Origin of the sequence: Serratia sp. JSRIV004 (genome assembly GCF_019968705.1) — a bacterium.
In the GTDB taxonomy this organism is placed as follows: domain Bacteria; phylum Pseudomonadota; class Gammaproteobacteria; order Enterobacterales; family Enterobacteriaceae; genus Chania; species Chania fonticola_B.
Window position 1 is genome coordinate 3,576,723 of sequence record NZ_CP074140.1, and the last position, 25,715, is coordinate 3,602,437.

Here is a 25,715-nt window from a genome sequence, read left to right on the forward strand (position 1 = left end):
GGGAGATACCCCCGGCCTGAACACTTACTCGTCTTGTTCGTGCAGCGGTTTCACCTTGGTGATACTGACCAGCTCGATGCGATAATCCGAGATCTCAAGGATTTCAAAGCGCAGGTCGTGAAGTTCGACCACGTCGCCCACCGTTGGCATCTGGCCAGAATATGAGAGCAGGAAGCCCGCCAGCGAGGCGTAATCCTCGGTGGGGCTAACCAGATCGTCACAGTCCAACGCCTGCTCCAACGAGTGGAGATCCGCTCCACCTTTCACCAGCCAACGGTCGCCATCCTCGATAATATCCGGCGTTTCATCTTCATCCGGGAACTCACCGGCAATCGCTTCCAGCACGTCTAATGGCGTGACCAGCCCCTGCACCACGCCAAACTCATTGGTCACCATCACCAGACGGCCCTTGGCCCGGCGCAATACCGCCAGCAGCTTGATCACGTCCATGGTTTCCGGCACCACGATCGGTGGGGTACGTGCGGCAAACTCGGCGATATCCACGCCCTGATCCAACGCGACCAGCAGATCCTTGGCTCGCACTACGCCGATAAACTCGTCCAGCTCATAGCGGCAAACCGGGAACAGGCTATGCGGGGTATCCAGCAACTGTTCGCGCACCTCGTCGCGGGAGCGTTCGCAATCTACCCACGAAATCTCGGTGCGCGGCGTCATGACGCTGCGCAAGGTACGGGAAGCCAACGTCAGCACGCCGCTGATCATATAGCGTTCCTCCTGCGCAAAGGTTTCTTTCACCTTATGCAGGCTGTCTTCATCCACCTGCTGCTGGGTACGCTGTTGTCCCATCAGGCGCATAATCGCTTCAGCCGTGCGTTCGCGCATCGGGCGACGAGACTCGTGCTTGATGAAGTTGCGCCGTGCAATCTGGTTAAACATCTCGATCAGGATCGAGAAACCAATCGCCGCATACAGATAGCCTTTCGGAATGTGCACGCCAAGGCCTTCGGCAATCAGGCTCAGGCCGATCATCAGCAGGAAGCTCAAACAGAGCACCACGATGGTCGGATGGGCGTTCACGAAGTTGGTCAAAGGTTTCGAGGCCAGCAACATCACCGCCATCGCAATCACTACTGCTGCCATCATGACCGGCAGATCGTTGACCATCCCCACCGCCGTGATCACCGCGTCGAGCGAGAACACCGCATCAAGGATGACAATCTGTACCACCACCGCCCAGAATTTGGCGTAGCCACGGTTGGCACCTTCCTGATGGGTGCTGCCCTCCAGCCGTTCATGCAGCTCCATCGTAGCTTTGAACAACAGGAATACCCCACCAAACAGCAGGATCAGGTCGCGGCCAGAGAAAGCGAACTCCCCCACGCTGAACAGCGGTTTGGTCAGCGTCACCATCCATGAAATCACCGACAGCAACCCAAGACGCATCACCAAGGCTAATGAAAGACCGATAATGCGCGCTTTATCACGCTGCTTGGGCGGTAGTTTGTCGGCCAGAATGGCGATGAATACCAGGTTGTCGATACCCAGCACGATTTCCAAGACCACCAGGGTCAATAACCCGGCCCAAATCGAGGGGTCCATTAATATTTCCATATCAGACTCCAGAAGAAAGACAGGTTGGCAGAGCTGTGCTCAGACGTAGGGAAGCAAACGCAGACGTGGCGTTGGCGATGACAGAGAGAAAACAGGATGGCACTAACAGGAAGCAGCCATAAGGCCGAGCGAACGTTGTGGCGCCAACAGGTGGCGGGTGAAACCTTGTAAAACAGTAACTTCGGTGACAGTCCATAGGGAGGGCTGAGGCCCTTCACTCCTTGGTTATGAAAGAAGAATGCACTCTAACAGGAAATTTTTCGCCAGAAAAGTGGCTTTGTTCAGTTTACGTCTCATTTTGTAACAGCTTTGCTGTTTAATTCCGCAAACCAACTATTCGGCTTAATCGATCCACTAATAGCAGAGCAATGTCACAAAATTTATTTTTTCACGCACTAAAATAAATGTCGTTAACAGGAATTAACGGCCACAGGTTTTTGAAACTGCGTGATAAATGTTAAGTGTGAGTTTCTTTTTTTCTACCATAATGTATTTGAACCAACGTATCTGAACCGCGGAAGTGACTGCCAGGATGGTGATGAGTCAAGACACGATCCGTGCCTTAAGTTCAACGAGGAGGTAGCGAGTGGCAATAGCTATTATCATCGGCACACACGGGACTGCAGCGGAACAACTGCTGAAAACAGCAGAAATGCTATTGGGTGAGCAAGCCAACGTCGCCTACATAGATTTCGTTCCCGGTGAAAATGCTGAAACGTTAATTGAGAAATACAATGGGAAAATCAGTGAACTCGATACCAGCGATGGCGTCCTGTTTCTGGTTGATACCTGGGGCGGCAGCCCGTTTAACGCGGCCAGCCGCATCGCAGTAGACAAACCACACTATGAGGTTATCACCGGGGTTAACATTCCCATGCTGGTGGAAACATTCATGGCCCGTGATGACAACCCAAGCTTTGACGAACTGGTCGCGCTGGCGTTGGAAACCGGCCGTGAAGGCGTGAAAGCGCTGAAGAAACCGGTGGAAGAGAGTGTTAAGCCCGTCGCGCCACAAAGTGCCCCTGCTCCAAAAGCCGCTGCGCCCCAAGCGCCTCTCGGCCCCAATGACCATATGAAAATCTGTCTGGCACGTATCGACGATCGTCTGATCCACGGCCAGGTTGCTACCCGCTGGACCAAAGAGACCAACGTCAGCCGCATCATCGTAGTCAGTGATGAAGTAGCCGCCGACCACGTCCGTAAAACCTTGCTGACTCAGGTTGCTCCTCCAGGCGTTACCGCTCACGTTGTTGACGTGGCAAAGGCGATCCGCGTCTGGAACAACCCGAAATATGCGGGTGAGCGCGTAATGCTGCTGTTCACCAATCCAACCGACGTTTGGCGTCTGGTAGAGGAAGGGGTGGATATCAAATCGGTGAATATCGGTGGTATGGCGTTCCGCCAGGGCAAAACCCAGGTAAATAACGCGGTGTCCGTCGATGAGAAAGACATCGAGGCGTTTAAGAAGTTAAACGAACGCGGGATTGAACTTGAAGTCCGTAAGGTCTCTTCCGACAGTCAGTTAAAAATGATGGACCTGATTAACAAACTCAATTAACGGCAACGTCGTTAATTTTTTTACTCAGAGCTGTTTGGTCATATAGGAGAAGTGCAATGGAGATCACCACTCTTCAGATTGTACTGATATTTATCGTTGCCTGTATCGCCGGGATGGGTTCCGTCCTGGATGAGTTTCAATTCCACCGCCCGTTAGTGGCCTGTACGCTGATTGGCTTCGTTCTCGGTGACATCAAAACTGGTATCATCATCGGCGGTACGCTGGAGATGATCGCACTGGGTTGGATGAACATCGGGGCTGCGGTTGCACCCGATGCGGCGTTAGCATCGATTATTTCCACCATTCTGGTTATCGCCGGTGGGCAAAACATCGGTGCCGGTATCGCCCTGGCGATCCCACTGGCAGCAGCAGGCCAGGTACTGACCATTATCGTGCGTACCATCACCGTGGCCTTCCAGCATGCGGCGGACAAAGCGGCAGAAAGGGGTAACCTGAACGGTATTACCGTGATCCACATCGCGGCCCTGTTGGTACAGGCAATGCGTGTCGCTATTCCTGCGGTGATCGTGGCGGTCTCTGTCGGTACAGCTGGCGTCCACGCCCTGCTTAACTCAATTCCGGAAGTGGTCACAGGCGGTCTGAATATCGCCGGTGGCATGATCGTGGTAGTTGGTTACGCGATGGTCATCAACATGATGCGTGCCGGCTATCTGATGCCATTCTTCTACCTGGGCTTTGTTACCGCAGCCTTCACCAACTTTAACCTGGTCGCACTCGGTGTGATCGGTGTGGTGATGGCGGTGCTCTACATCCAGCTCAGCCCTAAATACAACAAGTCTCAGGTGGTTCAGGCCAACCCTGCCGGTGCCAACGACCTCGATAACGAATTGGACTAGGAATAGGTGAAAGAAATGGTTGATACAACGACTCAAAAGAAACTGACACCTGCCGATATTCGAGGCGTATTCGTACGCTCCAACCTGTTCCAGGGTTCATGGAACTTCGAACGTATGCAGGCGCTAGGTTTTTGCTTCTCGATGGTGCCGGTGATCCGTCGCCTGTACCCTGACAATAACGACGAACGCAAGCAGGCAATCAAACGCCATCTTGAGTTCTTCAATACGCAACCGTTCGTCGCAGCGCCAATACTTGGCGTTACCATGGCGATGGAAGAACAGCGTGCCAACGGCGCACCGATCGACGATGCGGCCATCAACGGCATCAAAGTAGGTCTGATGGGGCCACTGGCCGGCGTCGGTGACCCGATATTCTGGGGTACCGTTCGCCCGGTATTTGCCGCATTGGGTGCCGGTATTGCCATGAGTGGCAGCCTGCTCGGCCCGCTGTTGTTCTTCGTACTGTTTAACCTGGTACGCCTGTTGGTTCGTTACTACGGTGTCGCCTACGGCTACCAAAAAGGGGTCGATATCGTTAGCGATATGGGCGGTGGTTTCCTGCAAAAACTGACGGAAGGGGCGTCTATCCTCGGCCTGTTTGTCATGGGGGCTCTGGTTAACAAGTGGACGCACGTGAATATCCCGCTGGTGGTGTCAAAAATTACCGACCAGACCGGGCAGACCCACGTCACCACGGTACAAACCATCCTTGACCAGTTGATGCCTGGCTTGGTACCGCTACTGCTGACCTTCGGCTGTATGTGGCTACTGCGCAAGAAGGTCAACGCGCTGTGGATCATTATCGGCTTCTTCGCCATCGGTATCTTCGGTTACTGGATTGGTCTGTTAGGTCTGTAATAGCAATTGATAGCCGGGGGGCAACCCCCGGTTTTTTTTATTTATGGAGTGGTGAGATGTCGCTGACCGATAGCGTAATACTGATTTTTATTCTGCTGATGCTGGCGTATGCGCTGTATGACGAGTTCGGCATGAACCTGCTGAAAGGAAAAACGCTGTTAAAGGTGCAGCTCAAGCGGGGTAATCGCCTGGACTGCCTGATCTTCGTCGGTCTGATCGCCATCCTGATCTACCGCAACCTGGTCGAGCAGGGAGCGCCGATAACTACCTACCTGCTAATTTCCCTGGCGTTGATGGCGGTATATATCTCCTATATCCGCAAGCCCAAAATGTTGTTTAAAACTACGGGCTTCTTCTATGCAAATGCGTTTATTGACTATCGACGCATCAAAGCCATGAATTTATCCGAAGACGGCATTCTGGTTATCGACTTAGAACAGCGCCGGTTATTAATCCAGGTTACGCATCTGGATGACCTGGAAAAAATCTATCATTTTTTCCTTGAAAATAAATGAGTTAAATCCACCTCACTCCATCCTGATTAATTAACAGTGTTTTTTTGGATAATTAATCAGCATGGCTGGTGTTTTTTCTGCTTATTATTTACACACCATTGATGCAACTATCGCCATTACTTCCCTCAATAAACACGCTAATGAAAATAAGTCTCAATTTCACCCAATACCCCGGTGAAATTAAACGTTGTCCGCAGCAAAAATATTATGGTATGGTTGCGCCGTCATTGGGGAGTAGCCGGTTTCTGGGGGAGTTTTAACCAGAAACGCCCGTATCAACATACTCGTTTCGTCAGCGAAACGTGGTGCGGGCAGCCAGGTAGGTTGGCGAGACCATAGGCACGTAACTCCGTCGTATGGTTGGGGGTGGGTTACGTGTATATGGAGCCACCCGGCCGAGACTATTTCAATGAACCTTTCCGCAACTCTTATCCTGGCTTTTGGCATGTCTATGGACGCGTTTGCCGCGTCGATCGGCAAAGGTGCCACTCTGCATCAACCGCGTTTTCGCGAAGCTATCCGTACCGGTCTGATCTTTGGCATCATTGAAGCCATTACCCCGCTTATCGGCTGGGGCATCGGGCTGTTTGCCAGCCAATACATCATGGAATGGGACCACTGGGTCGCCTTTAGCCTGCTGTTTATCCTTGGCGCACGCATGATCGTTGAAGGGGTGAAAAACAAGCCGGAAGAAGAGAAAGTCAATCGTCATGGTTTCTGGGTGCTGGTTGCTACGGCCATTGCCACCAGTCTGGATGCGATGGCAATCGGTGTGGGTCTGGCATTCCTACAGGTTAATATCCTGCATACCGCGATGGCGATAGGTATGGCGACCATGATCATGGCGACGCTGGGGATGATGGTTGGCCGGTTTATCGGCCCGCTGCTGGGCAAGCGCGCAGAAATTCTTGGCGGCGTGGTGTTGATCGGGATTGGCTTTAATATCCTGCTGGAGCACTTGGGCTACCTGGCTTAATCCTTGGCAGAGAAGAAGACTCCCTCACCCTAACCCTCTCCCCAAGGAGAGGGAACCGACCGAGTTCGTTGATCTTTCTGCGTAATACCTCAACTTTCTTGCTTTTACACCCTGGTTTCCGAAGCTACATTGGCCAATTACCTACTCTGTTCAGTTCCCTCGTCCTGTGGGAGTGGGTTGGGGTGAGCGGCGACCCGACGGTACAAGCGGATGGCGAAATCCGTCTCGCAGGCAAAGGTAGCCATGTCGAGCAAACCTTGCTGCACCTCCGGCGAAGCGCGCCAGGCAAACGGCGTCATCTGCAACAGATTGGCAGCCTGCTCACCCGGCAGCGCCATCGGATAAGCCAGTGACTCGGCCAATTCACAGCTGAAGCCCTCAAGCTGCTCATCATGCTCCGCATGCAATTGAACCTCCTGATAAACCTGCTGTTTTAGCTGATAAAGGTGACGCGGCCCCGGTGACACTGTCACCACCACCCCACCCGGCTTGACGACCCGCGCCAACTCCTCGGCTTTACAGGGGGCATAGATACGTAACACAGCATCGAGCGACGCGTCAGCAAACGGCAGGCGATGGCTGGAAGCCACGCAGAAAGAGACCGCCGGGTAGCGTTTGGCTGCCGAGCGGATAGCCACCTTGGCAACATCCAGGCCATACACCGCTACGGTCCGTTCCTGAGACAAGCGTGCAGCCACGGCGGCCGTGTAATAGCCTTCACCACAGCCAATATCCAGCAGTGCCTGTGGCTCAATAGGCAAGGTGCTGGCTAACAGTTCAGCCACCCGCTGTTGCAACGGCTGGTAGTAGCCGCCGTCAAGAAATGCGCGGCGGGCCTGCATCATCTCGGCACTGTCACCCGGCTGTTTAGAACGCTTGTGTTGCACCGGCATTAAGTTGACGTACCCTTCTTTGGCACGGTCGAATTGATGGTTATTTTCGCAACGCCACTGTTGGTTTGCGAAATCAAGCGGTTGGAAGCACAGGGGGCACTGATAAGACATGGATGAGATCCCAGAGAGAGATGGCGCGGGTAGTCTAAAGAAGGCTGGTGTACGATGCAAGGCGGACGCCCATCTGCCACTAGCCAAGTAATCCAAAAGCTGGCTACACTGGATATCTCCTCTCAGCCACAGGCAAAAACGTTCTATGACCGACTATTCCCCGCTGCTCAGCGGCGTTCCTGGCATCGCTCATGGCTTTGGCAATAAAGGTGCCCTGCTGCCAACGCCGTTACAGCCCTTTCGCAATACGCTGCCTGAGAAAAAACAGGTACACGGTACTCGCATAGTCGATATCCATCAGGCGGGCCAGCAATGCGGTGAGGCCGATGGCTTCTTTACCCGTGAGCCAGGGATCCTGATCAGCGTATTAACCGCAGACTGCCTGCCGGTGATTTTCAGCCGTAAAGACGGTAGCGCCATTGCTGCGGTACATGCGGGCTGGCGCGGCCTGCTGGATGGCATTCTGGAGCAGATGGCCAAACGTATCGGCCAGGATGACGATACCGCCAACTGGGTGGCCTCCATCGGCCCCGCTGCGGGCGCTTGCTGCTATCAGGTTAACCAAGAGTTGGTCGAACAGTTTCAGCAGGCGCTGCCCTTGCCAGCAGAGCTGATCAGCCCGACCCAACGCCATCTGGATCTGGCCGCCATCGCCGTAAACAAGCTCAAAGCCTTGGGCTTCGCCGCAGTCGATCACGCAGGCTCTTGCACTATCTGCACGCTCAACAGCGACCCACGGCAGCCCCAGCGCTTTAAATACACCAGCTATCGCCGCAACAGCCATCGCCGCGCACAAGATCCCAACCATCCGGGGATTAAAGGCCGCAACCAGTATTCCGGCATCATCATCACCGGGTGATATTCATCGACGCCAGATACGAAAAAACCCGCACTAAGGCGGGTTTTTTGTTCAGCTGAAGCTGATTAGATTGCAGTAACGTTTACTGCAGATGGGCCTTTCTGGCCATCTTGGATTTCGAACTCAACGTTCTGGCCTTCAGCCAGGGTTTTGAAACCGTTACCCTGGATTGCAGAGAAGTGTACGAACACGTCTTTGCTGCCGTCAGCTGGGGTGATGAAACCGAAACCTTTAGACTCGTTGAACCACTTAACTTGACCTTTGATCTTTGCCATCTTGAGTATTTCCTTTGGATTGTTTAAACCGCCCGTAGGCGTTACATAGACAAACTAGAGTCGTTACTGCTTGAGGCACTAAGATAAGGATCGGCAGAGAAGCGGTATTCAACGCTAACGTCTTTACTCAGAACTTCTTTACTGAAAATGCCACACATATACAGAACTGTACCTCGTTTTACCCAAGTGCGTTATCACATACTCTGGAATCGATGGCAAGCCATTTTTAATCACTCATGGACGTGTCGCACATATTTGAAACGGTCAGCCGCAAGAATAGCTTAAATAGGGCAAAAGAGGTTGAAGCCTTGGCTATTTTCTGCTTTGTAAAGAAGCCGGGCTGTACTCCGCGTGGCGCCTCAGTTTTAACAATTCTTTCAACTCGACAGCGAGCGATTTAGACCACATATAAGCCGCAGACAGGCCAAAGAACGTAAAAAAATTTGAATCTTTATGGAATTTTATATGCAACTATTGAATATCGAAGGCCGGGGGCCAAACGGCCCACTGATCCGACCTTTGGGGAGCAAAGCCTGTCATAGCAGGATAGTTATGCTTTGGCCACCGCAACAGAACCGTTCACTCGGGCCAAAACGCTCACACAGGCCAGTGCATAATCATGCAGCGAGCCAAATTTTGCACCAAGAATGTGCAACTGGACGAAATAGCCACCCCACCCTGCGGGTTTATATCCGTAGCTAAGTTAGTAAGGATAAAAAAAATATTAAAAATACCACCTAGCCACTCAGCAGCTATTTCCGCCGAAGATTAACGAAATCGCCAAGGCATTTTTTTCACTACTCTTGGCGTGACGGTTTTATCCATTACCCGCCGTAAACCCCGCAAAGCCGCACCACGCCCAGCGCCACCCGATGCGGGGTACGCCGCAACCCCATGATACTCATTAGGAGTTAGGGCTAACCTCCAGATGTTCACCAATCTTCAGCGGATAAAAACTGTGCTGCTCGACCCCGGCTTCGCGTAGTGCCAGGCTGAGTTGCACAGGTGGTTCATCCAACGACTCGTCGGCCAATTCAAACACGCCCCAATGGATAGGGATCACTCTGGGTTCATTCAATTGCTGATACAGCCTCACCGACTGCTGTGGGTCCATATGCTGCTCTTGCATGAACCATCTTGGGGCGTAAGCACCAATGGGCAACGCCGCGATATCGAACGGCCCAAGGCGGGTGCCGATATCAACCAACCGTTCGCTGTAACCGCTGTCACCAGAGAAATAAAAACGCAGCGCCGGGTGATGGATCACCCAGCCACACCATAGAGAACGATTGCGATCCCACGGTGTACGCATGCTCCAGTGGCGTGCTGGCGTGGCGTAGAACGTCATCTCATCCAGCGTCAGGCTCTCCCACCAATCCAGTTCGACCACCCGTTTGGCCGGGTAATGGCTGAACCAGCGTTTGAGGCCCAGCGGGACGACAAAGGTGGCATTGCGAAAGCGTTTGGTCAGTTCCCTGATGGTTTGACGATCCAGATGGTCGTAGTGATTGTGGGAAATCAGCACCACATCTACCGCTGGCAGCTGTTTTACCGTTAGCGGGGGCGGCGTCTTGCGATGTGGGCCGTAGAAGCTCACAGGTGATGCCCTTGGCGACAATACCGGATCGATCAGCACGTGGCGGCCCCCCAGGCGCAACAGCAGAGAAGCATGGCCCAACCACCATACACGGTCCTGATCGCCGCTCAGATCGGCGGCTTGCCACCAGTTGGCGATAAACTGCTCGTAGCCTGCCTGAGGAGGTTTGGGCAGGCCGAGCTTCTTGCGTTCGTCTTGCCAGCGCTTCAGATCCCCGGGCTGGTGTAACGACGGCTCCGGGTTGCAGAATCCCTGTGGCGTATGATGCGCTTTGCTGGCGTCGTAATATTTGTTGGTTATTTTCAACCGATTCTCTCCCTGTAGTACCATAGTGGTGCCGCAATCGTTACAAGATTGCCTACCCAATAGCTTATAGTATCGCAATGACAAACAACTGACCTTTTTGTGGATGTTGTTGTCATAGCCAGAGTAAGAAGGCCAAGGTCGCCAAGAACCTGTTAAGCCTTTCTTAAGAACCTTGTGATTTACTTACTAGGACATTCTGAAAAAGGAGGAGTTATGAGCCGGACTGCATCAGGCAAGTCACGCGTTCGTATGGGCCGCTATCGCCGAGCGCTGGCGACGCAAGGGCAATACTGGAAAATGTATCTGGCAATGAAGCTGCGCCGGCTACGCGTACCGTCACCGCTGCGGTTACTGGCAAGCACCCTGGCAGGCTTTTTTATGCTGGGCCTGCTGATGCTTAGCGTGGTGGTGATTGATGTTATCAGCACCCTGTTCCTGCTGTGCAGAAAGCTGCTGCGGCTGGGGCGCCACCCTCAGGGCAATGCCGTCGCCCGTTAACCGTTCGGAGGCGCTGAGGCGCCTCCAACGTGAAAACTACCTCTTGTTGCCACCTGCCTTTTTACGCCGGGTCAGCAAAAATCCAACCCACAACAACAGTACCCAAACCGGCATCAACAGTACGGAGATGCGGATCCCTGGGCTGAAGTACATGATCACCAGGATCAACGACAGGAACACCAGGCACAGATAGTTGCCAAACGGATACCATAGCGACCTAAAGCTGGTGATCACCCCTTGGCGATCTTTGGCTGCGCGGAATTTCAGGTGCGCCAGGCAAATCATCACCCAGTTAATCACCAACGTCGAGACTACCAGCGCCATCAGTAAGCCAAACGCCTCGCCGGGCATGACGTAGTTAATCAATACGCCTACCGAGGTGGCCAACGCCGATAACGCGATAGACAGCACCGGTACGCCACGTTTGTTAACCTTGGTCAGCGCCTTTGGCGCATTGCCTTGTGTCGCCAGGCCAAACAGCATCCGGCTATTGCAATACACGCCGCTGTTGTAGACCGACAGCGCTGCCGTGAGTACCACTACGTTGAGCATGGTCGCCACCAGGTTGCTGTTGAGCGCATGGAAGATCATCACAAACGGACTGCCCCCTTCCACAACCTTGCCCCACGGATAAAGTGACAATAACACCGTCAACGAGCCGATATAGAAAATCAGGATACGATACACCACCTGATTGGTGGCTTTAGGAATGCTACGGCGTGGATCGGCGGCTTCTGCTGCGGTAATACCCACCATTTCCAGTCCACCGAACGAGAACATGATCACCGCCATCGCCATCACCAGGCCGCTAATGCCGTGTGGCATAAAACCGCCCTGATCCCACAGGTTGCTAATGCTGGCTTCCGGGCCACCGTTGCCGCTGGCCAACAGGTAGGCACCAAATACGATCATCCCCAGGATCGCCGCCACCTTGATGATGGCAAACCAGAACTCGGTTTCCCCATACAGGCGTACGTTCACCAGATTGACCAGGTTAATCACGACGAAGAAAACGGCCGCCGATGCCCAGGTTGGGATTTCCGGCCACCAGTATTGAATATAAATCCCTACGGCGGTCAGTTCCGCCATACCGACCAGGATAAACATCGCCCAGTAGTTCCAACCGGATAAGAAACCGGCAAAGTCCCCCCAATATTTATAGGCAAAATGGCTAAAGGAACCGGCAACCGGCTCTTCCACTACCATCTCCCCCAGTTGGCGCATAATCAAAAAGGCAATAAAACCACCTATGGCATAGCCTAGCAGCACGGAAGGCCCGGCCATCTGAATGGTTTGTGCAATACCCAGGAACAGGCCGGTACCGATGGCACCTCCCAGGGCAATAAGTTGTATGTGTCTGTTTTTTAAACCGCGTTTTAGCGGGGTATCCTGAAGCTGACCGCCCATCTTATCCTCGTCCGGCTGAGTATCCAGGCAGCATTGCGCAAGATATCGCCAACCAATAAATAAACCTGCGGGCGTTTTAACACTTAACCTTTCAGGCATCAAGGATTAGCGCCCGGCGATCGTTAACCGGGCCAGAGGGTTGCAGGAGGTTTGCTACGCCAGCTAGCTTGGCATACCGCACAGTTTGCTGAGGTTACGTGCGCCGATCATCAGCGTCGCCACATAGGATTGACGGCGGGTGATGACCTCCACCGCCACGCGATCGTTTTGATACTTTATCAGGTAGGTTGAGGGCCAGCCCTGTCGGTGCAGCCCATAGCTTTTGGCATGACAATCGATCGCCGCATGGGCAATCACTAAATGAGAGAGAGTGGTATCACCTTTGATAATGCGCTTCATAAAACAGTCTCCGTCAGCGACAGGTCCATTGTCAGAATAAGGCGGTGTCTCATCATTACGGGTCATCTACATTATCGACTAACATTTGATTTATTGCGCTTGCTGACTCAATAAAAAACAGATCATTGCGGCACGCAACGGGCTGTGACTGCCAGCTTGCCACTCCCCTTGCTGGGTGATCATACTGGCTTGCCACTGTGGCTGGTCACTTTGTTCGGGGGCATTAAGGCTTATTTTGTTGGCGCAGATAATCGGCCAGGCATCGGAGGGATTTTTGCAGTAATCTTTCCCTTTCACGCCGCCGTAAGGATACCATTTGTCCGGATTTTCTCCGGTGATTAACGCAATGCTGCGGTTTACTTCGGCGTCGCTTTCTTCGTACCATCTAATCATTGCTGATATCCATCTTTCGTAGAGTTGGCGCTACATTACGACGCCAATACGACAGATTTATGACAGCTCGCGTGCCGTAAACATTATTTTTACTAACGGATGAATTGATTATGTTGCTGGGTCTTAACCACCTGACGCTCGCGGTAAGTGAGGTAGAACGCAGTTTTCGCTTTTATGTTGAGGTGCTGGGGTTTATCCCTAAAGCCCGCTGGCATCAAGGTGCCTATCTTGTATTGGGTGAACTGTGGTTATGCCTGTCATTGGATGATGCCCGAAAAAATCAGCTGTTGGGCGACTATACACATTACGCGTTTAGCGTGGCACCGGAGAACTATGCGCTCATTGTGGAGCGTTTGCGCAAATCAGGCGTACAGGAGTGGAAGAGTAATCACAGTGAGGGCGAATCTTGCTATTTTCTCGATCCCGATCGGCACGCGCTGGAAATTCACTGTGGCGATCTGGCAAGCCGGTTGGCAGCCTGCCGGGAGAAACCCTATCAGGGGATGGTGTTTTACTGAAACGGAATGGTGAGAAGGCGATCCGGTTAAAACTGAAACTGAGATAACCGACGTGTCCTTAACCTTCTCACCAAATGAGGGACGCGATTAACGCTCTGGGATAAACCCTTTATAACTCAGTGCCGGGCTAAGGTCATCATCATAATCGTCAACCGATGCCTTGTCCCCGCGGGCGGTTTGCACCAACGTTTTTAACAGTGCCGTTTGCTGGCGCTGCTGCTCGGCGATTTCCTGCAACAGCTGGATCTGTTCGTTGGCGCGTACGCTGGCGCGATTCACGATGAACCAGACCCACAAGCCAAACGATGCAGCCAACACCACAACGGCGATGGAAATCAGGCCGGACGGGCCAGAAGCTAAATCAAACATGAACAACCCTATCTACTCTACTGCCTCAACCAAGCCGACATAGTAACATTCTCACCAAGGCCAGGGGCAAGTTTGCGAAAAATTGTTATTTCGCCATGTTACCAGGGAACGATACGCGTGATTGAGCAAATGCCCAGTGCAAACTTCTCACCTTGATCGCAATAGCTATCCAGAGCCAGCAGATAGAAAAGCAAGCAGGCAAACAGCGTTGCCGCTATCACCAGCAGTTTTTTACGCCCCAAACCTTAGCAGCCTTATGATTATGTTGTTAACCTAATCATCGATGCTAGCATAGGCAACTTAAACGAAGTTTAACCGGCCGTTTAGATTTCTCAGCCATCTGGAACAAAAAATAACCCGGTTACTCGCGGTTAAATTTCATCTCAATCAGCGCAATCGCTTTTTCAATCGCCCGCTTGGTGATCGGATCGGCGCCGGCCGGGTGGCTGCTAAAATCGATACTCTTGAGCTGGCTGGCCATTTTGTCCCGTACTTCGGTCGGCGCGATCACGTCGATCACATCCAGGATCTGCTTGATAACCAGTTGGCAGGCAACCAGATCGGAAACCAGTTCTTGATCGTTGCTCAGTGCGCTAGACATAATTTTTCCTCTGTTGATTTATACGCGGCAAAGAATACCACGCCGTTTTGCATTTTGCCGCAGGCGTTCCGCCCTGAATTTTCGGCAATAATACGCATGCCTTGCAAAAACCAGCGGCAGAATTGTGGCCTATACTAGGCTGTGCCTCACACTCAACAGGAGAGCAGTCATGGCAAATCATAATGTGAAATCTTGGGCGACAGTGCGTGAAACCTCGGTAGAAATTGCCGAAGCGATCTTTGAGTTGGCCGGTAATGACGAGGTTTTGGCGCAAAAAATTTGGGAGGAAGGCAGCGATGAAGTGTTACCGCTGGCGTTCAGTAAAACCGAAGCCGACCAACTGTACTGGGGTGAAGAAACCATCGAGCGTAAAAACGTCTGAGGCCCCCTCACCCCAACCCTCTCCCACAGGGAGAGGGAGTTGTTTGCCCCCGCCCATTTGGAACTAAAGAGGTCATATCAGCAAACCCGATCACCCTTTAGTCCAAGGTGAGTCAGCCGATGCTCAACTTTCACCCAACTCGATCGGTCCCCTCTCCCTGTGGGAGAGGGAGTTGTTTGCCCCTGCCCATTTGGAACTAAAGAGGTCATATCAGCAAACTCGATCACCCTTTAGTCCAAGGTGAGTCAGCCGATGCTCATGAGGAATCACTGCACTTTCACCCCACTCGATCGGTCCCCTTGTATGTTTAAGGTACTTTAATTACCCGCCCAAAGGCGGGTAGACTTTAACCGAGTTGTACCTGACGCTACAGCCCGATTCCCCTCTGGGACAACAAGCCCGTGGGAGAGCTTATGGCGTGGCGTCAGTTTTCCTGTTAACCCGAACAGCTGCCAGGGCGGCATCAGCCAGCCCGTATCTTACAAGGCCGGGAGACTTGAAATGACTGAACATGCAACCGTCGGTATCGACATTGCCAAAGACACTTTTGACGTATACATCGACCCAACTCGTCAGCTTCTGCATCTGGATAACACACCGGAAGGCCATCAGCAGTTGCTGAGTTCGCTCTCTGCCATCACCGTCAAGCTTGTCGTGATGGAGGCGACAGGCCGATATCACTCGTTGCTGGCCGCCACGCTTGAGTTGGCTGGGTTACCCGTGGCCGTGGTCAATCCACGCCAGGTAAAAAACTTCGCTCGTGCGCTAGGGACCCTGTACAAAACCGACCCGAATGATGCGCGTATCATCTGCGAGTTTGGCCGGAGAATGGAGCCCGAAGCCCGCCCCACACCGGATGAACAGACGCAGCGTCTGGCCGGGATGGTGACCCGCCGTCGCCAACTGGTCGATAACAGGACCATGGAGATAAACCGCTATAAAAGCTGCGATGACGTGGTGGTCTCAGCGGGCATCAAGCGGCATATCGACTGGCTGACCGCTGAAATCCGGGATGCAGATGACGATATCGACAGGCAAATAAAAGTGATGCCTCTGTGGCGGGAAAAGGCGACGTTGTTGGAGGAAGTCAAAGGTATCGGGCCGACAACGATGGCGGTGCTTCTTGCGATGTTGCCGGAGCTGGGGAGGCTGAATCGGCACAAAATAAGCGCGTTGGTTGGCGTGTGTCCCTATGCCCATGACAGTGGAAAAATGAAAGGGAAGCGAAGTATCTGGGGAGGGCGAAGCGCGGTGCGTTCAGCGCTATACATGGCGACCTTGTCAGCGGTGCGGTACAACCCGACAATCCGGGAGTTTTACGAGCGCCTGACAGGGCGTGGAAAACCGTTCAAGGTGGCGGTGACCGCCTGCGTGAGAAAGCTGCTAACCATCCTGAATGCGATGCTGCGGGATAATAAAAAATGGGTGACAAATTAATCATCACCCGTTGATTTTAAACACAGCTGCTCTCCCTGTGGGAGAGGGCTAGGGTGAGGGGCATCACTCTGCGATAAAGCGCTCAAGACGATGGCGTAGCTGAGCGTTCTCCCTGCGCAACTGTTCAATCTCATCAAGCAGCGTCAGCGCCACCGCAATGCCGGGCCAATCCAGAGCGAGTTCACGCTGCAAGCGCTGGGCGCGATTAAATGCCGCCACCGCCCCATCATCAAACAGCCAATCATCCACCGTCAGATCGCGGGGCTGGATCACTCCCAACCCCACCACCTCGGCCAATTCACTTTCCGTTACGCCGGTATGCAGGCAAAACTCGGTAATGGTGAGGGTTATCTGTAGCTTGGCCATTATGCTTTACTCCATTGCTTACGAGGATCGAAGGCCTGATTCGCCTCGGCCAGTCGTTGCCAGAGTGCGGCGCTGTCTGCATCGGGTTTGGCCGGCATGACAATCTTGATCACCGCATACAAATTGCCGGTCTCTTTTTTGCTGACCAGCCCCTTCCCTTTGACGCGTAACCGCTGCCCGGTCTGGCTCCCCGCAGGGATGGTCAACAGGATATTGTCCGCCAGTGTAGGGACAGAAACCTTGGTTCCTAACGCAGCCTCCCAAGGTGCCAAGGGCAGAACGATTTCCAGATCGTGCCCGATCACCTCAAACAACGGATGAGGTGCCAGCTGAATGATCAGGTACAAATCGCCATTGGCTCCGCCAGCCATACCAGGCACGCCTTGGCCTTTCACGCGGATACGCTCCCCGTCTGCCACGCCCGCCGGGATTTTCACGTTCAGCGTTTTAGCGATCTCTTTCTCTGTCTGACCAAATGCGTTGTACACCGGCACCTTATAGCTCAGGGTGCGGGTTTGCTCAGTGAGGGTTTCCTCCAGGAACAGCGCCACGCCGATCTCAACATCCTGCCCACGGGCCGCACGCGGTTGGCCCTGCTGGCGGCCACGCGCACGTTGGCCAAACATCGAGGAGAAGATGTCGGAGAAATCCTCGGCACCACCATACTCTTCACGTCGGGTCTGGCGGCCGAAATTGGGCTCGTTACGATGCAGCCGCATTTGGTCATATTCGGCCCGGCGTTCGCTGTCTTTCAGCACTTCATAGGCTTCTGCGACTTCTTTAAAGCGCGTTTCGGCATCGGGCTCGGTACTGACATCGGGGTGATATTTGCGTGCCAGGCGGCGGTAGGCGGTTTTGATAGCCTTGATATCATCTGAGGGTTTAACCTCTAGAATGGCGTAGTAATCCTTGATTTCCATAATGCTATGGTCTCTTTACTGTGGCCGGAAAAGTGGATAGCGCGTTGATACGTGAGCAAGTTGAGGAGATAAGACTCATTGTAGCGCCATCAAGCAGTTAGTGCAGTATGCGCATCACTTCACGCGGTGATTTAGCGTTTCGAGCTGATTTATTGCGGAACGTGCGGGAATTGCGGTGCTGACAAAGTGTTGATGACTCGGCCCATATCTGAGCCGGTCAACAGGTAGTGAGTGAATTTCGAGTTAACATTGCAGGTTCCGGTTGCTAGCCAGTTTCACGGTTCTTCACCTCCCACGCCTTGCGTGTTATTGACCATCATCACTGGCATTGCCAGAAAAGCGGCGACGCCCACGATCACAAAAAGAGTAATAATCACTGTCATTAACATGCGATCACCCCATCAACGTGGCGTTGTTACGGCTGACTCTCTGTTTTGGTTAATTACATTGCTGGCCTGGACTACTTGGCATTTGCGGTAGCGGGCAATCTCAGATTAGCTGGTTTTTCCGAATGCTGGCAAGCCCTGTATTGAGGCTTTTTTCTGCAGGATGTTGGGTCGGCCCATCGCTCGGCGGTTGCACGGCTGGACCGACCTCAGTTTATTGCCTCAGAACCAGGGGAATTGGCCCATGACGTTATGATAAAACAGCATACGCCCGACAATCTCCCCCGACACTAATACCACTCCGGCTATCACGGCCATTGACGGGGCCAAACGTGTGCGCAGGCCAAGCACCGCGAACAGCACACCGCCTACCAACATGCTGCCAACCAGTTGCCACCAAAGCATGATCCCTTGAGCGCTGGCCCCGGCAATTTGGTAACGCCCCACCAGCGTGGCCAGCAGCATAAGGCAGCCCACCAGCAAACCGTAGCGAACCGTACGCGGAACGGCCAGGCCGCAGCCATTCAAATAGATCCCCAAGGTAGCGAACCCCAGCAGTAACGCGGTACTCAGAAACGCCAATTGGGTCAGTGGCGTATGCCACAGCGGATGGCTGACCATCTGGTAGTAGATTTGTGCCGAGACCAGAATGGCGGCAATCCCCAATACCGAGGTCACCATTCCCAATGTGGTGATCAAGGCCGACTTCTGCGGCCGCAGCCAGCAAACTGCCAACATCAGGAACAGGCTGATATTCACCAGGATAAAGGCGATCACCTCACGGCTTAGCCAGGAGTGCGGCAGGCCCAGCACCGCGCGGTAAGCCCCAAACGGGCTCCCCAGGTGCAGCAGTGACAAGCTGGAGCCAACGACTTCCACCAGCCACAATCCCAGAACCAGATATTTCAGTTGCCCAACGGACATCTGGGAGGTTGGTCGCAACCGATAGAGCGTCAAGGCGATAATACCGCCAATGCCCCATTGGCAGAGCACGGTAAAAAACACCAACGGCAGTTCATATTCGTTCATGGTAGCACCCTATTATTTATCCGCTGGAATAATGACCACGTTCGGGCCGCTGATTCGGTGATCGGGCATGTGATATCTAGCCTCCAGTACCGCCCAATCCGTTGAGTGGATTTTCCTTAACTCCTCGATATCACCAAACTTCAAGACGCCTGCGGGGCAAGACGCCACGCAACGCGGCGGTAACCCTTCGTCCAAACGCTCGGCACACATATTGCATTTGCTGGTTTTACCTTCCTGCGGATCGAAGACTGGGGCGTTGTACGGACAAGCCATAATGCACATGCGGCAGCCGATGCATTTCTCATGATCCTGCACCACAATACCGTCCGGGCGCTTATGGTAAGTATCCGCCGGGCATACCTTCATGCATTGCGGATCGTCACAATGATTGCAGGACATCGAAATAAACCCTTCAGAATTCGGGCCATCGGTTTCATACTCCCGCACCCGCCGCCAAAGCACGCCCGGTGGCGTCTGATTCTCTGACTTACAGGCCATGGAACAGGTTTTACAGCCGTAACAACGTTTAATATCAATCAGAAAGCCATATTGTTTGGTCATGGGTTATCCCTCCGCCCGTACATCAACCAGCGTACTGTTACAGCAATGCCCTGTACCCAACGCCTCTACGGCGTCATTAGTGACGTGGCTGCTACTGCCTCCCTGTTGTTCCCACCAGCCGTTATCCAGGGAAACCACTCCTCGCTTGATATGTGTCGTCACCACGGCTATAGCCCGATGCTCCCCTCGCTCATTAAATACGGTGGTCCAATCGCCATGTTTGATCCGGCGCTGCTGTGCATCCTGCGGATGGATCATCACGTTAGGCTTATTGCGCTGCATGTAGCGCGGCGAAATTTTTCGGACTGTTTTTAATTCAATTCTGGAGTGTTGCAAACCTCAGAAAATGTAGATTTCGGATCGTCCAGAATTGAACGACACGAACACCAATCGGCTACATGTAGACGTTATTACTATTCCCGCCGCCTTCTCCCTGTGAGTAGAGAACGTTACTTGCTCCCATCACTGACAAACCAATTAATCGAAAATAACGATCAATAACATTTAATTGATCTGTGATACCAATTTAAAGTTTAGAATCCGATAGCGGATACAGATTACTTTTGGTTTGTGTAAAAAAACACAATCCGCAGCAGTTAAACAGTTTCAATGAAAGAAACTCTCCCTATATAATGCCACCCCCCTTAAGAAGGATGCACTGGACTAACTGTAATGATAAAAAATTTGATGATGCCTACTTTCCTGGGGTGGCGTGCAGGAACTTCCTCAGACTACGAGACGTGCCATCGTCAGTATGGGGGCAGCTTCATCACACATCCTGAAGTTCTGGAATTCCTTCACGCCCGTTTTGATTGTTCGCCCTCTGTTCATATAAAACAAAATCGAGATGGTACTTTTCTCGGCGCCTTCTGTGCATGGAAGAAAGCCCACCTTGCAGGGGATACCCCCATAACAAAAAAATTAGGTATCGTGCATTATCCATTCAATAAGGACGAAATTATTTTGCCTTTTCACCAAAAACTCAGAGGTGTGATCCCATTTAAAACAAAGCTAATTTCCTCGTTTAACCGAAAAAACATATTTAATTCAACATTTAAAATGAATAGCGATCGAGCTATTTGCATAGCAAAAGGATGTGGCCCTGATGGGCTATCGTCAAAGACTAAAAGCAGCAGAAAAAGAGAGTTTGCAAAATTTCTTTCTGCCGGTGGTCAAATTTTCGACCAATCAATGTTTTCTCCTGATGAACTCACGACAATCTACTTTGACCTGTTTCAGGCCCGGTGGGGACAGCGGCCAGGTAATTACAGCGAAACTGTGGACATGCTCACCTCACTTCGCTCATTCTTCTTCGGCCATGTGCTCTTTCTTGCTGGCAGCCCCTGCGCTTTTCAACTCATAACCAAAGCTGAAAGTCCTCAATGGATCAATTTCGACTATGTCAATGGTGGTTATGATAAGACGCATCACTCTTTCTGCCCCGGGACAGTTGTAACATGGGTAAATATAAAGTCGGCCTATGAACTATGCGAGTCTGCCGGAAAAATCATGCGCTATTCATTTGGACGCCCAACAGCCGAATACAAAGACCGCTGGTGTCGAAAAGAACCTCTGGGGCGCATTCTTTCACTGTAGTGACTTATTCCGCTGGTATAGCTGGCCAGAAAATATCAGCGGGTAAAGAACAATCAATACGACTTAACAGGACTCGGTACTTTCTCCATTCGGTCAGTTTTACTTTCTCTGCCTCTGTGGCCATATCCAGCTCAATGGCATCAATAAGTGTGTTGATGATTGAATCTGCATACCTGGTAAGTTGAGCTTTTTTATCTCTCGCTTGTTTCTCTAGCGCAGCCTTCTCAGCTTCAATATCAGTGACCCACTTTTCACCATCCCACATAACAAAATCACCTTGTGGCTTCAATGAGGTATACCCATCAGGAAGTGGTCCTAAAAGCTCGATAACTCGCTTTTGCTTCGTGGCTTTGTCATAAACCACCGAGCCTCTATGGTCTTCACGCTGTTGCCACTCATTGTTGTCAAAGCAAACAACACAGCCTTCAGCGGCTTTGGGAGCTTCTAGAACTGTGCAATAAGCGGGGAGACCTGTACCAGCAGGAATATAACAGTCGCTGACTCCAATAAACTCCTTTGTATCAGCCATGAAATTATAAACTTTAATGGTTTTCGCTTCATCTGACATTTTAAACATTATGCTAATCTCACAATATAGTTGTAGGCGATATTCTTGACGGTATTTTCTGCATTACCAACAGCATTAATGGTCAATCCATGCGAATGACTTCCAAGAGCGATTGTGTGACTGTGCGCACCAATGCCGACCCAGTGATCATGGGCGCCAATATACAAGTTGTGTGCATGTGCTCCAGCCCAAGAGGTATCCATGTCTGACTGAAAGGAAACAGCCGGTTCATTTTTACCATTATAACCAGAAACCCATCCATTGTATTTATGGCTGTGATTACCCTGTACATCGGTTGATTTAGACCCGTAATCAAACGCCGTTGTTTGTTTTGAACCATAGTCGAAAGCTGACGTTGTCTTTGTTCCCAAATCTGTCGCATTGACTGTACCACCGTGCGTGTGCGACTTAATGCCATCTTGCTCCTGGCTTAATAAATTTCGTCCACTGGCCGGTTTACCTTTAATCATCCATCCGCGCATATCCGGGATTACACCACCAGGATAGGCAAGGGCAAGTTTAGGATATTTGACCTTGTCAAACGTCTGACCTTGCATAAATGCAAACGCATTACCCGCAGGAAGCGTATCGCTTGGCCAAGGGATAGGTGAGCCAACAGGCAGTAATCCATCAGGAGCCGGAGGTGGGTTAGCCTCATCGAAAATCATTATCCACCCTTGCCAAACTCCATTACGCAACGAGTTTCGCCAGTGTTTATCGTTAACCTGTCCCTTATCGGTCAATGCTCTGGCAATCAAAACCCCAGACCGGTTACCAATGGCTGACATTAATGACCAATCCAGCTCATAGGAAACGGCTGTTGAAGGCATGTCAAGTGAAGGCGCATTGACAGCATAGTTGCCGCTTGCCATCCCTTTAATCACTGTTAATGTATCTTCTTTAGAAACCTCTTGCGTCTCGCCACCAATACCAAACTCACCACGTTTGATATAACCTTCCGTAGCCGTGCCGGTGATTTTCTTGATTGCCGCCAGTAATTGGTCTTGTTTGGCGGGGTCAGCTTCAATACCCGCAGACTTCAGCACGTTGATTATTTCCTGCTGAGCGTCACGGACTGCACCCTGTGAGTTATTCATCCATTCAGCGGTGACGATGGTTCCTTCAATCCCCTGCGTCGGATCGCCATCGTGGAACAGTTTATCCGGCGTATTGACCGGTGGCATTAAGCCTTGCATTATTTGTCATCCTCATACGTGAAATAACAATCTGTAAAGGCCGGTTTAAGGTCCTTAAATGTGCTTTCTAAAATAGATTCACCGAACGCTAACAATGGCTCACCCGTTGCCGATGCTCCCGTCCGGAATCGGTATTTCGGGGTAACGGCCTGCAAAACGTTCACCTGCCATACCCAGCGCATCCCTTCGATATAAAGACGTTCACCACACCGGTTAACCCCGACCTGAAAGGCTCGGGGTTCGCTGATAGTGATGGTGTAACCGAGACTGGCGGCCAGGCTGGTAAAGTACGCAATAGACAGCCCCCCTGTGGCAGCCATCTTGACCAACACATTCTGGCGGCGTTCCTGCTGCGTAGCCCCATCACGCGGGACCACGTCATAAACCCGCTCCCAATCAGAGAGCGTCACCGATGAATAAAATGGCGTAATGGATGCCAGAACGCTGGCCGCTGACGCTCGAACCGTGTCCATCAAATTCGCCTCCGCCGTTAACTCAGCAGAGAGATTTTGACCGTTAGGGTCATAACTGAGCGGCGGCAACAAGGCTCGGAATAAATCAACCGTGTTCATTTCAGTGGCTCCACGCGGATATTCCCGGGGCGCAGCCATTCCCATTTTGTCGCGTCAATCATTGCCGGGACATTTCCGGCAGGCGTTATTATTTTCCTGTCGGTTATGCCGCTAATGAGTGAAATTTCGGTTTCGAGCTGGGAAACAATAAGTGTTTGCCCAGGCTCCAATCGGTTCATAAAGTCAGTAATGACCGACTGAACCAAGGGCGTGACCTGCGCTATCGTCAGACCAGTGACGGCAGACTGAACCACAAAATCAACCGCCTTTTTCGTCGGAGCCAGTACCAACGTATCCTTCGCGGTGACCGGGCGAATTTCATCAATATGGGACTGAACGGCGTTTATCAGCGCCTGCGGCGGCAGTTCATTATTTGACGTAATGGCCACGTCCACGGTTCCAAGCCCTCGCCGTAGCGGCGCTACATAGGCAGATGTGACTCCCTCGACCTCTAACGCCCAGCGCTTGTAGTCGTACTTGTTCCCGCCCGCAGGAGGCTTGCGCAGGATGTCCAGGTAACGCGCCAGCAGGCTGGCGTCCGATTCTGTCTCGGTGCCACCCGCCAAAGGATTAACCGTCACCGTAGTGTTAATGCCTTCAGGCGGGCTGACCAGCGTCGCTGTCTTTGCCGTTGTCGTGTTGGTGCTGACGCCGGTTGCCGTGCTTTTTACTGCGACCTGGCCAGTGCCATCATCGCCAATGGTGCAGGTTTCAGTGGTCGACACGCTGACGCCTTCCCCCCGGATTTGTGCGCCTGTTTCGAGCACCTCACCGACCGTGCCGGTGATCGTGACGTTGCCTGACGAATGGGTGGCTTTTTTGCGGTAAATATTACGCTGTCGACAATGCAGCTCCAGATTTTCGGTGTCGGCGGTATCGGGGAAAATCTGACGGACGATCCAGCCCTGGTGAGCATAGAGACCATCCGCTACGCCGGACACTGCATTGGCGCGGACGCCATAATCGCTGTCGGTGCCGGTATCGATGTTTTCATCCGGGAGCGCGTTTTTAATATCACGCAGCTGGCGGGCTGTGCTTTCTGCAACAGTAGGGACAGGGAACGTCATCAGGTGATCCTTACGGGGTGTTTGAACGTATGGGGCGAGCCAGCGCTGTCTTGAACCGTGACGCTCAAGAACAGCCACCCCTTCGGACCCTTTTGCGCGTCGATGGTAATGGATTGCGCACGTCCGTCATTCAACAATGGCTGAAGCGCCTGCTCTGAATACTGAATGGCCAGCAGCCTGACCTGGGGAAGGTCTTTATCCCGCTTCAGTTCATGGAGACGCGACCCCAGCGCGGGGTCTGCCCAGTAACTCCCGAGCGGAGTTTCAAGGCGCAGATAAACCGCGTTCTGAAGTGAGTCAATCCGGCTGTGAGTGTAATCGCCGGTCGTGGGGGAAATATTCTGGTCCATGCTGCCAGTGTGGCAGCATGGACCAGGGAGTAGCGGCTGAGGGGGTTCAGCGTTTAGGGGATGGGGTGACCAGTGGGTTTGCCGCCGTTGCCGTTTGGATGGTCGTGACCCGTCAGTGAAATGGTTCCGGCTTTCACGTCGCCATCTGTCTCATAATTGCCAGCGGTCTGGCGGAGTGTACCCTCAAACGTTGCCGTTGCGCCATCACCACCGCCTTTGATGTCCATACCGCCGTTACCGCTGATTTTCCCCGTTGCGATAACCTGCTGACTGGCAGTGACTTTAGGCGTCGTAAAGTCGGCGCTTTCTTCGGCGTCCACCTCATATGTTTTGCACTTGACGCGGTAGACGTCGCAGGTCGCCTCGATAATCTTCCCGCGCTTGAGGACGATGCGGGTGCCCTCATCGGTATACAGTGCCACCTCGCCGGTCTTGAGCGCCGTCAGTCTGTAGCCGCCGTGCTCAGTCGCCACGATGACGGTGTGGGACGTTTGGCCATTGAGCGGGACAGCTATTCCCATGCACCCGGCGGGCGGGTTGGAGGTGTAGCCGTAGTGCTGAAAATACTCCGCCCCGTCCAGCCGCTCCCCGGCCAGACCACTGAGCTGGATCATCTGGACCTTCGTTGTGCTGTTGGCTGAGCCGGTGACCACACGGAACGCCTGACGGATGTTCTGGAGCGCCTGCGCAATGCGCTGATTCACTTTTTGCCACATCGTAATC

At 52.6% G+C, this 25,715-nt stretch carries 31 protein-coding genes, 2 pseudogenes and 1 riboswitch; of the genes and pseudogenes, 11 read left to right on the plus strand and 22 right to left on the minus strand.

Features of this window, described 5'->3' with window-relative positions; translation table 11 throughout:
* Positions 1–24 precede the first annotated feature (24 nt).
* Entirely contained in the window at positions 25–1,572 is a 1,548-nt protein-coding gene (locus KGP21_RS17140) for a transporter associated domain-containing protein (protein WP_021806773.1), read from the minus strand.
* A 586-nt stretch (positions 1,573–2,158) separates the two neighbouring features.
* Between KGP21_RS17140 and manX the strand changes: the two genes are divergently transcribed.
* From manX to mntP, 5 genes are all read left to right on the plus strand, one after another.
* A complete protein-coding gene (gene manX, locus KGP21_RS17145) occupies positions 2,159–3,130 on the plus strand; it encodes a PTS mannose transporter subunit IIAB (protein WP_021806774.1) in 972 nt (323 codons plus the stop codon).
* A 56-nt stretch (positions 3,131–3,186) separates the two neighbouring features.
* Positions 3,187–3,987 (plus strand): PTS mannose/fructose/sorbose transporter subunit IIC, encoded by an 801-nt coding sequence (locus tag KGP21_RS17150; protein WP_021181036.1) that lies wholly within the window; start codon positions 3,187–3,189, stop codon positions 3,985–3,987.
* A gap of 15 nt (positions 3,988–4,002) precedes the next feature.
* Complete coding sequence (locus KGP21_RS17155) at positions 4,003–4,845, plus strand: PTS mannose transporter subunit IID (protein WP_037376029.1); 843 nt, start codon at positions 4,003–4,005, stop codon at positions 4,843–4,845.
* Positions 4,846–4,901: 56 nt separating this feature from the next.
* Complete coding sequence (locus KGP21_RS17160; protein WP_021806775.1) at positions 4,902–5,360, plus strand: DUF986 family protein; 459 nt, start codon at positions 4,902–4,904, stop codon at positions 5,358–5,360.
* Between the two features lie 217 nt (positions 5,361–5,577).
* Positions 5,578–5,757: riboswitch (yybP-ykoY riboswitch) on the plus strand.
* A 12-nt stretch (positions 5,758–5,769) separates the two neighbouring features.
* Positions 5,770–6,336 carry a manganese efflux pump MntP gene (gene mntP, locus KGP21_RS17165; RefSeq protein WP_024487163.1) on the plus strand — a complete coding sequence of 189 codons (567 nt, stop codon included), beginning with the start codon at positions 5,770–5,772 and terminating at the stop codon, positions 6,334–6,336.
* 137 nt (positions 6,337–6,473) lie between these two features.
* On the opposite strand, the gene rlmA is transcribed toward mntP, so the two are convergent.
* Positions 6,474–7,340 (minus strand): 23S rRNA (guanine(745)-N(1))-methyltransferase, encoded by an 867-nt coding sequence (gene rlmA, locus KGP21_RS17170; protein ID WP_021806777.1) that lies wholly within the window; start codon positions 7,338–7,340, stop codon positions 6,474–6,476.
* Between the two features lie 145 nt (positions 7,341–7,485).
* Between rlmA and pgeF the strand changes: the two genes are divergently transcribed.
* Positions 7,486–8,199 (plus strand): peptidoglycan editing factor PgeF, encoded by a 714-nt coding sequence (gene pgeF, locus KGP21_RS17175; RefSeq protein ID WP_071682966.1) that lies wholly within the window; start codon positions 7,486–7,488, stop codon positions 8,197–8,199.
* A 65-nt stretch (positions 8,200–8,264) separates the two neighbouring features.
* Here pgeF and cspE read toward each other — a convergent pair whose 3' ends face one another.
* The 3 genes from cspE to KGP21_RS17190 all read right to left on the minus strand — a co-directional run bounded on the left by cspE (position 8,265) and on the right by KGP21_RS17190 (position 10,377).
* Positions 8,265–8,474 carry a transcription antiterminator/RNA stability regulator CspE gene (gene cspE / locus KGP21_RS17180; protein ID WP_002221949.1) on the minus strand — a complete coding sequence of 70 codons (210 nt, stop codon included), beginning with the start codon at positions 8,472–8,474 and terminating at the stop codon, positions 8,265–8,267.
* Positions 8,475–8,515: 41 nt separating this feature from the next.
* The gene (locus KGP21_RS17185) at positions 8,516–8,632 is read right to left on the minus strand and encodes a DUF2627 domain-containing protein (RefSeq protein WP_002211058.1); all 117 of its coding nucleotides are present in this window, start codon (positions 8,630–8,632) and stop codon (positions 8,516–8,518) included.
* Between the two features lie 746 nt (positions 8,633–9,378).
* Positions 9,379–10,377, minus strand: a complete 999-nt coding sequence (locus KGP21_RS17190) for an MBL fold metallo-hydrolase (RefSeq protein ID WP_021806779.1) — start codon at positions 10,375–10,377, stop codon at positions 9,379–9,381.
* Positions 10,378–10,590: 213 nt separating this feature from the next.
* Between KGP21_RS17190 and KGP21_RS17195 the strand changes: the two genes are divergently transcribed.
* Complete coding sequence (locus KGP21_RS17195) at positions 10,591–10,875, plus strand: hypothetical protein (protein ID WP_115158066.1); 285 nt, start codon at positions 10,591–10,593, stop codon at positions 10,873–10,875.
* A gap of 36 nt (positions 10,876–10,911) precedes the next feature.
* On the opposite strand, the gene KGP21_RS17200 is transcribed toward KGP21_RS17195, so the two are convergent.
* The 3 genes from KGP21_RS17200 to KGP21_RS17210 form a co-directional block, all read right to left on the minus strand.
* On the minus strand, positions 10,912–12,282 hold the full coding sequence (locus KGP21_RS17200; RefSeq protein ID WP_024486480.1) for an amino acid permease: 1,371 nt from the start codon (positions 12,280–12,282) through the stop codon (positions 10,912–10,914).
* A 162-nt stretch (positions 12,283–12,444) separates the two neighbouring features.
* Positions 12,445–12,681, minus strand: a complete 237-nt coding sequence (locus KGP21_RS17205) for a DUF4060 family protein (protein ID WP_021181027.1) — start codon at positions 12,679–12,681, stop codon at positions 12,445–12,447.
* Between the two features lie 90 nt (positions 12,682–12,771).
* Positions 12,772–13,074, minus strand: a complete 303-nt coding sequence (locus KGP21_RS17210; RefSeq protein WP_024486479.1) for a phage protein NinX family protein — start codon at positions 13,072–13,074, stop codon at positions 12,772–12,774.
* Positions 13,075–13,184: 110 nt separating this feature from the next.
* On the opposite strand from KGP21_RS17210, the gene KGP21_RS17215 reads away from it, so the two are divergent.
* Positions 13,185–13,592, plus strand: a complete 408-nt coding sequence (locus KGP21_RS17215; protein ID WP_209526762.1) for a VOC family protein — start codon at positions 13,185–13,187, stop codon at positions 13,590–13,592.
* Between the two features lie 87 nt (positions 13,593–13,679).
* On the opposite strand, the gene KGP21_RS17220 is transcribed toward KGP21_RS17215, so the two are convergent.
* The 3 genes from KGP21_RS17220 to KGP21_RS17230 form a co-directional block, all read right to left on the minus strand.
* The gene (locus KGP21_RS17220; protein ID WP_059201072.1) at positions 13,680–13,961 is read right to left on the minus strand and encodes a YebO family protein; all 282 of its coding nucleotides are present in this window, start codon (positions 13,959–13,961) and stop codon (positions 13,680–13,682) included.
* Between the two features lie 98 nt (positions 13,962–14,059).
* The gene (locus KGP21_RS17225) at positions 14,060–14,203 is read right to left on the minus strand and encodes a PhoP/PhoQ regulator MgrB (RefSeq protein ID WP_021181024.1); all 144 of its coding nucleotides are present in this window, start codon (positions 14,201–14,203) and stop codon (positions 14,060–14,062) included.
* A gap of 119 nt (positions 14,204–14,322) precedes the next feature.
* Positions 14,323–14,562, minus strand: a complete 240-nt coding sequence (locus tag KGP21_RS17230) for a DUF2766 family protein (RefSeq protein WP_021181023.1) — start codon at positions 14,560–14,562, stop codon at positions 14,323–14,325.
* A 169-nt stretch (positions 14,563–14,731) separates the two neighbouring features.
* Here KGP21_RS17230 and KGP21_RS17235 point away from each other — a divergent pair, with 169 nt between their 5' ends.
* Together KGP21_RS17235 and KGP21_RS17240 are read left to right on the plus strand one after the other, a co-directional pair.
* Positions 14,732–14,944, plus strand: coding sequence for a YccJ family protein (locus KGP21_RS17235; protein ID WP_021181021.1), 213 nt, complete (start codon positions 14,732–14,734; stop codon positions 14,942–14,944).
* Positions 14,945–15,445: 501 nt separating this feature from the next.
* On the plus strand, positions 15,446–16,381 hold the full coding sequence (locus KGP21_RS17240; protein WP_059199132.1) for an IS110 family transposase: 936 nt from the start codon (positions 15,446–15,448) through the stop codon (positions 16,379–16,381).
* Positions 16,382–16,444: 63 nt separating this feature from the next.
* Here the strand turns inward: KGP21_RS17240 and cbpM are convergent, their stop codons facing one another.
* The 5 genes and pseudogenes from cbpM to KGP21_RS17265 all read right to left on the minus strand — a co-directional run.
* Positions 16,445–16,747 carry a chaperone modulator CbpM gene (cbpM, locus tag KGP21_RS17245; protein WP_021181020.1) on the minus strand — a complete coding sequence of 101 codons (303 nt, stop codon included), beginning with the start codon at positions 16,745–16,747 and terminating at the stop codon, positions 16,445–16,447.
* A complete protein-coding gene (cbpA, locus tag KGP21_RS17250) occupies positions 16,747–17,667 on the minus strand; it encodes a curved DNA-binding protein (RefSeq protein ID WP_209523953.1) in 921 nt (306 codons plus the stop codon). The genes cbpM and cbpA overlap by 1 nt, the downstream gene beginning before the upstream one ends.
* A 608-nt stretch (positions 17,668–18,275) precedes the next feature.
* On the minus strand, positions 18,276–19,082 hold the full coding sequence (locus KGP21_RS17255; RefSeq protein ID WP_223497974.1) for a DmsC/YnfH family molybdoenzyme membrane anchor subunit: 807 nt from the start codon (positions 19,080–19,082) through the stop codon (positions 18,276–18,278).
* Positions 19,083–19,094: 12 nt separating this feature from the next.
* Positions 19,095–19,643, minus strand: coding sequence for a 4Fe-4S dicluster domain-containing protein (locus tag KGP21_RS17260; protein ID WP_024486412.1), 549 nt, complete (start codon positions 19,641–19,643; stop codon positions 19,095–19,097).
* A 3-nt stretch (positions 19,644–19,646) separates the two neighbouring features.
* Positions 19,647–19,925, minus strand: a pseudogene (locus tag KGP21_RS17265) (molybdopterin dinucleotide binding domain-containing protein); the annotation flags it as partial.
* 390 nt (positions 19,926–20,315) lie between these two features.
* Between KGP21_RS17265 and KGP21_RS17270 the strand changes: the two are divergent.
* Positions 20,316–21,239 carry a GNAT family N-acetyltransferase gene (locus KGP21_RS17270; protein ID WP_223535850.1) on the plus strand — a complete coding sequence of 308 codons (924 nt, stop codon included), beginning with the start codon at positions 20,316–20,318 and terminating at the stop codon, positions 21,237–21,239.
* A gap of 4 nt (positions 21,240–21,243) precedes the next feature.
* Here KGP21_RS17270 and KGP21_RS17275 read toward each other — a convergent pair whose 3' ends face one another.
* From KGP21_RS17275 to KGP21_RS17300, 6 genes and pseudogenes are all read right to left on the minus strand, one after another.
* A complete protein-coding gene (locus KGP21_RS17275; RefSeq protein ID WP_223535851.1) occupies positions 21,244–21,816 on the minus strand; it encodes a tail fiber assembly protein in 573 nt (190 codons plus the stop codon).
* A pseudogene (locus KGP21_RS17280) lies at positions 21,816–22,514 on the minus strand (phage tail protein); the annotation flags it as partial. The gene KGP21_RS17275 and the pseudogene KGP21_RS17280, both read right to left, overlap by 1 nt.
* A 488-nt stretch (positions 22,515–23,002) precedes the next feature.
* Entirely contained in the window at positions 23,003–23,575 is a 573-nt protein-coding gene (locus KGP21_RS17285) for a YmfQ family protein (RefSeq protein ID WP_223498980.1), read from the minus strand.
* Positions 23,572–24,642: a baseplate J/gp47 family protein gene (locus KGP21_RS17290; RefSeq protein WP_223498981.1), complete on the minus strand. Its 1,071-nt coding sequence runs from the start codon at positions 24,640–24,642 to the stop codon at positions 23,572–23,574. The genes KGP21_RS17285 and KGP21_RS17290 overlap by 4 nt, the downstream gene beginning before the upstream one ends.
* The gene (locus KGP21_RS17295; protein ID WP_223498982.1) at positions 24,642–24,992 is read right to left on the minus strand and encodes a phage GP46 family protein; all 351 of its coding nucleotides are present in this window, start codon (positions 24,990–24,992) and stop codon (positions 24,642–24,644) included. The genes KGP21_RS17290 and KGP21_RS17295 overlap by 1 nt, the downstream gene beginning before the upstream one ends.
* A gap of 53 nt (positions 24,993–25,045) precedes the next feature.
* A complete protein-coding gene (locus KGP21_RS17300; protein ID WP_223498983.1) occupies positions 25,046–25,708 on the minus strand; it encodes a phage baseplate assembly protein V in 663 nt (220 codons plus the stop codon).
* Positions 25,709–25,715: the final 7 nt, after the last annotated feature.

Excerpts from the sequence above, each read along its gene's own strand:
- KGP21_RS17140 (WP_021806773.1), bottom strand. The coding sequence starts at position 1,572 with ATGGAAATATTAATGGACCCCTCGATTTGGGCCGGGTTATTGACCCTG.
- KGP21_RS17150 (WP_021181036.1), top strand. The coding sequence starts at position 3,187 with ATGGAGATCACCACTCTTCAGATTGTACTGATATTTATCGTTGCCTGT.
- KGP21_RS17155 (WP_037376029.1), top strand. The coding sequence starts at position 4,003 with ATGGTTGATACAACGACTCAAAAGAAACTGACACCTGCCGATATTCGA.
- KGP21_RS17160 (WP_021806775.1), top strand. The coding sequence starts at position 4,902 with ATGTCGCTGACCGATAGCGTAATACTGATTTTTATTCTGCTGATGCTG.
- mntP (WP_024487163.1), top strand. The coding sequence starts at position 5,770 with ATGAACCTTTCCGCAACTCTTATCCTGGCTTTTGGCATGTCTATGGAC.
- rlmA (WP_021806777.1), bottom strand. The coding sequence starts at position 7,340 with ATGTCTTATCAGTGCCCCCTGTGCTTCCAACCGCTTGATTTCGCAAAC.
- pgeF (WP_071682966.1), top strand. The coding sequence starts at position 7,486 with ATGACCGACTATTCCCCGCTGCTCAGCGGCGTTCCTGGCATCGCTCAT.
- cspE (WP_002221949.1), bottom strand. The coding sequence starts at position 8,474 with ATGGCAAAGATCAAAGGTCAAGTTAAGTGGTTCAACGAGTCTAAAGGT.
- KGP21_RS17185 (WP_002211058.1), bottom strand. The coding sequence starts at position 8,632 with ATGTGTGGCATTTTCAGTAAAGAAGTTCTGAGTAAAGACGTTAGCGTT.
- KGP21_RS17195 (WP_115158066.1), top strand. The coding sequence starts at position 10,591 with ATGAGCCGGACTGCATCAGGCAAGTCACGCGTTCGTATGGGCCGCTAT.
- KGP21_RS17200 (WP_024486480.1), bottom strand. The coding sequence starts at position 12,282 with ATGGGCGGTCAGCTTCAGGATACCCCGCTAAAACGCGGTTTAAAAAAC.
- KGP21_RS17205 (WP_021181027.1), bottom strand. The coding sequence starts at position 12,681 with ATGAAGCGCATTATCAAAGGTGATACCACTCTCTCTCATTTAGTGATT.
- KGP21_RS17210 (WP_024486479.1), bottom strand. The coding sequence starts at position 13,074 with ATGATTAGATGGTACGAAGAAAGCGACGCCGAAGTAAACCGCAGCATT.
- KGP21_RS17215 (WP_209526762.1), top strand. The coding sequence starts at position 13,185 with ATGTTGCTGGGTCTTAACCACCTGACGCTCGCGGTAAGTGAGGTAGAA.
- KGP21_RS17220 (WP_059201072.1), bottom strand. The coding sequence starts at position 13,961 with ATGTTTGATTTAGCTTCTGGCCCGTCCGGCCTGATTTCCATCGCCGTT.
- KGP21_RS17230 (WP_021181023.1), bottom strand. The coding sequence starts at position 14,562 with ATGTCTAGCGCACTGAGCAACGATCAAGAACTGGTTTCCGATCTGGTT.
- KGP21_RS17235 (WP_021181021.1), top strand. The coding sequence starts at position 14,732 with ATGGCAAATCATAATGTGAAATCTTGGGCGACAGTGCGTGAAACCTCG.
- KGP21_RS17240 (WP_059199132.1), top strand. The coding sequence starts at position 15,446 with ATGACTGAACATGCAACCGTCGGTATCGACATTGCCAAAGACACTTTT.
- cbpM (WP_021181020.1), bottom strand. The coding sequence starts at position 16,747 with ATGGCCAAGCTACAGATAACCCTCACCATTACCGAGTTTTGCCTGCAT.
- cbpA (WP_209523953.1), bottom strand. The coding sequence starts at position 17,667 with ATGGAAATCAAGGATTACTACGCCATTCTAGAGGTTAAACCCTCAGAT.
- KGP21_RS17255 (WP_223497974.1), bottom strand. The coding sequence starts at position 19,082 with ATGAACGAATATGAACTGCCGTTGGTGTTTTTTACCGTGCTCTGCCAA.
- KGP21_RS17260 (WP_024486412.1), bottom strand. The coding sequence starts at position 19,643 with ATGACCAAACAATATGGCTTTCTGATTGATATTAAACGTTGTTACGGC.
- KGP21_RS17270 (WP_223535850.1), top strand. The coding sequence starts at position 20,316 with ATGATAAAAAATTTGATGATGCCTACTTTCCTGGGGTGGCGTGCAGGA.
- KGP21_RS17275 (WP_223535851.1), bottom strand. The coding sequence starts at position 21,816 with ATGTTTAAAATGTCAGATGAAGCGAAAACCATTAAAGTTTATAATTTC.
- KGP21_RS17285 (WP_223498980.1), bottom strand. The coding sequence starts at position 23,575 with ATGAACACGGTTGATTTATTCCGAGCCTTGTTGCCGCCGCTCAGTTAT.
- KGP21_RS17290 (WP_223498981.1), bottom strand. The coding sequence starts at position 24,642 with ATGACGTTCCCTGTCCCTACTGTTGCAGAAAGCACAGCCCGCCAGCTG.
- KGP21_RS17295 (WP_223498982.1), bottom strand. The coding sequence starts at position 24,992 with ATGGACCAGAATATTTCCCCCACGACCGGCGATTACACTCACAGCCGG.
- KGP21_RS17300 (WP_223498983.1), bottom strand. The coding sequence starts at position 25,708 with ATGTGGCAAAAAGTGAATCAGCGCATTGCGCAGGCGCTCCAGAACATC.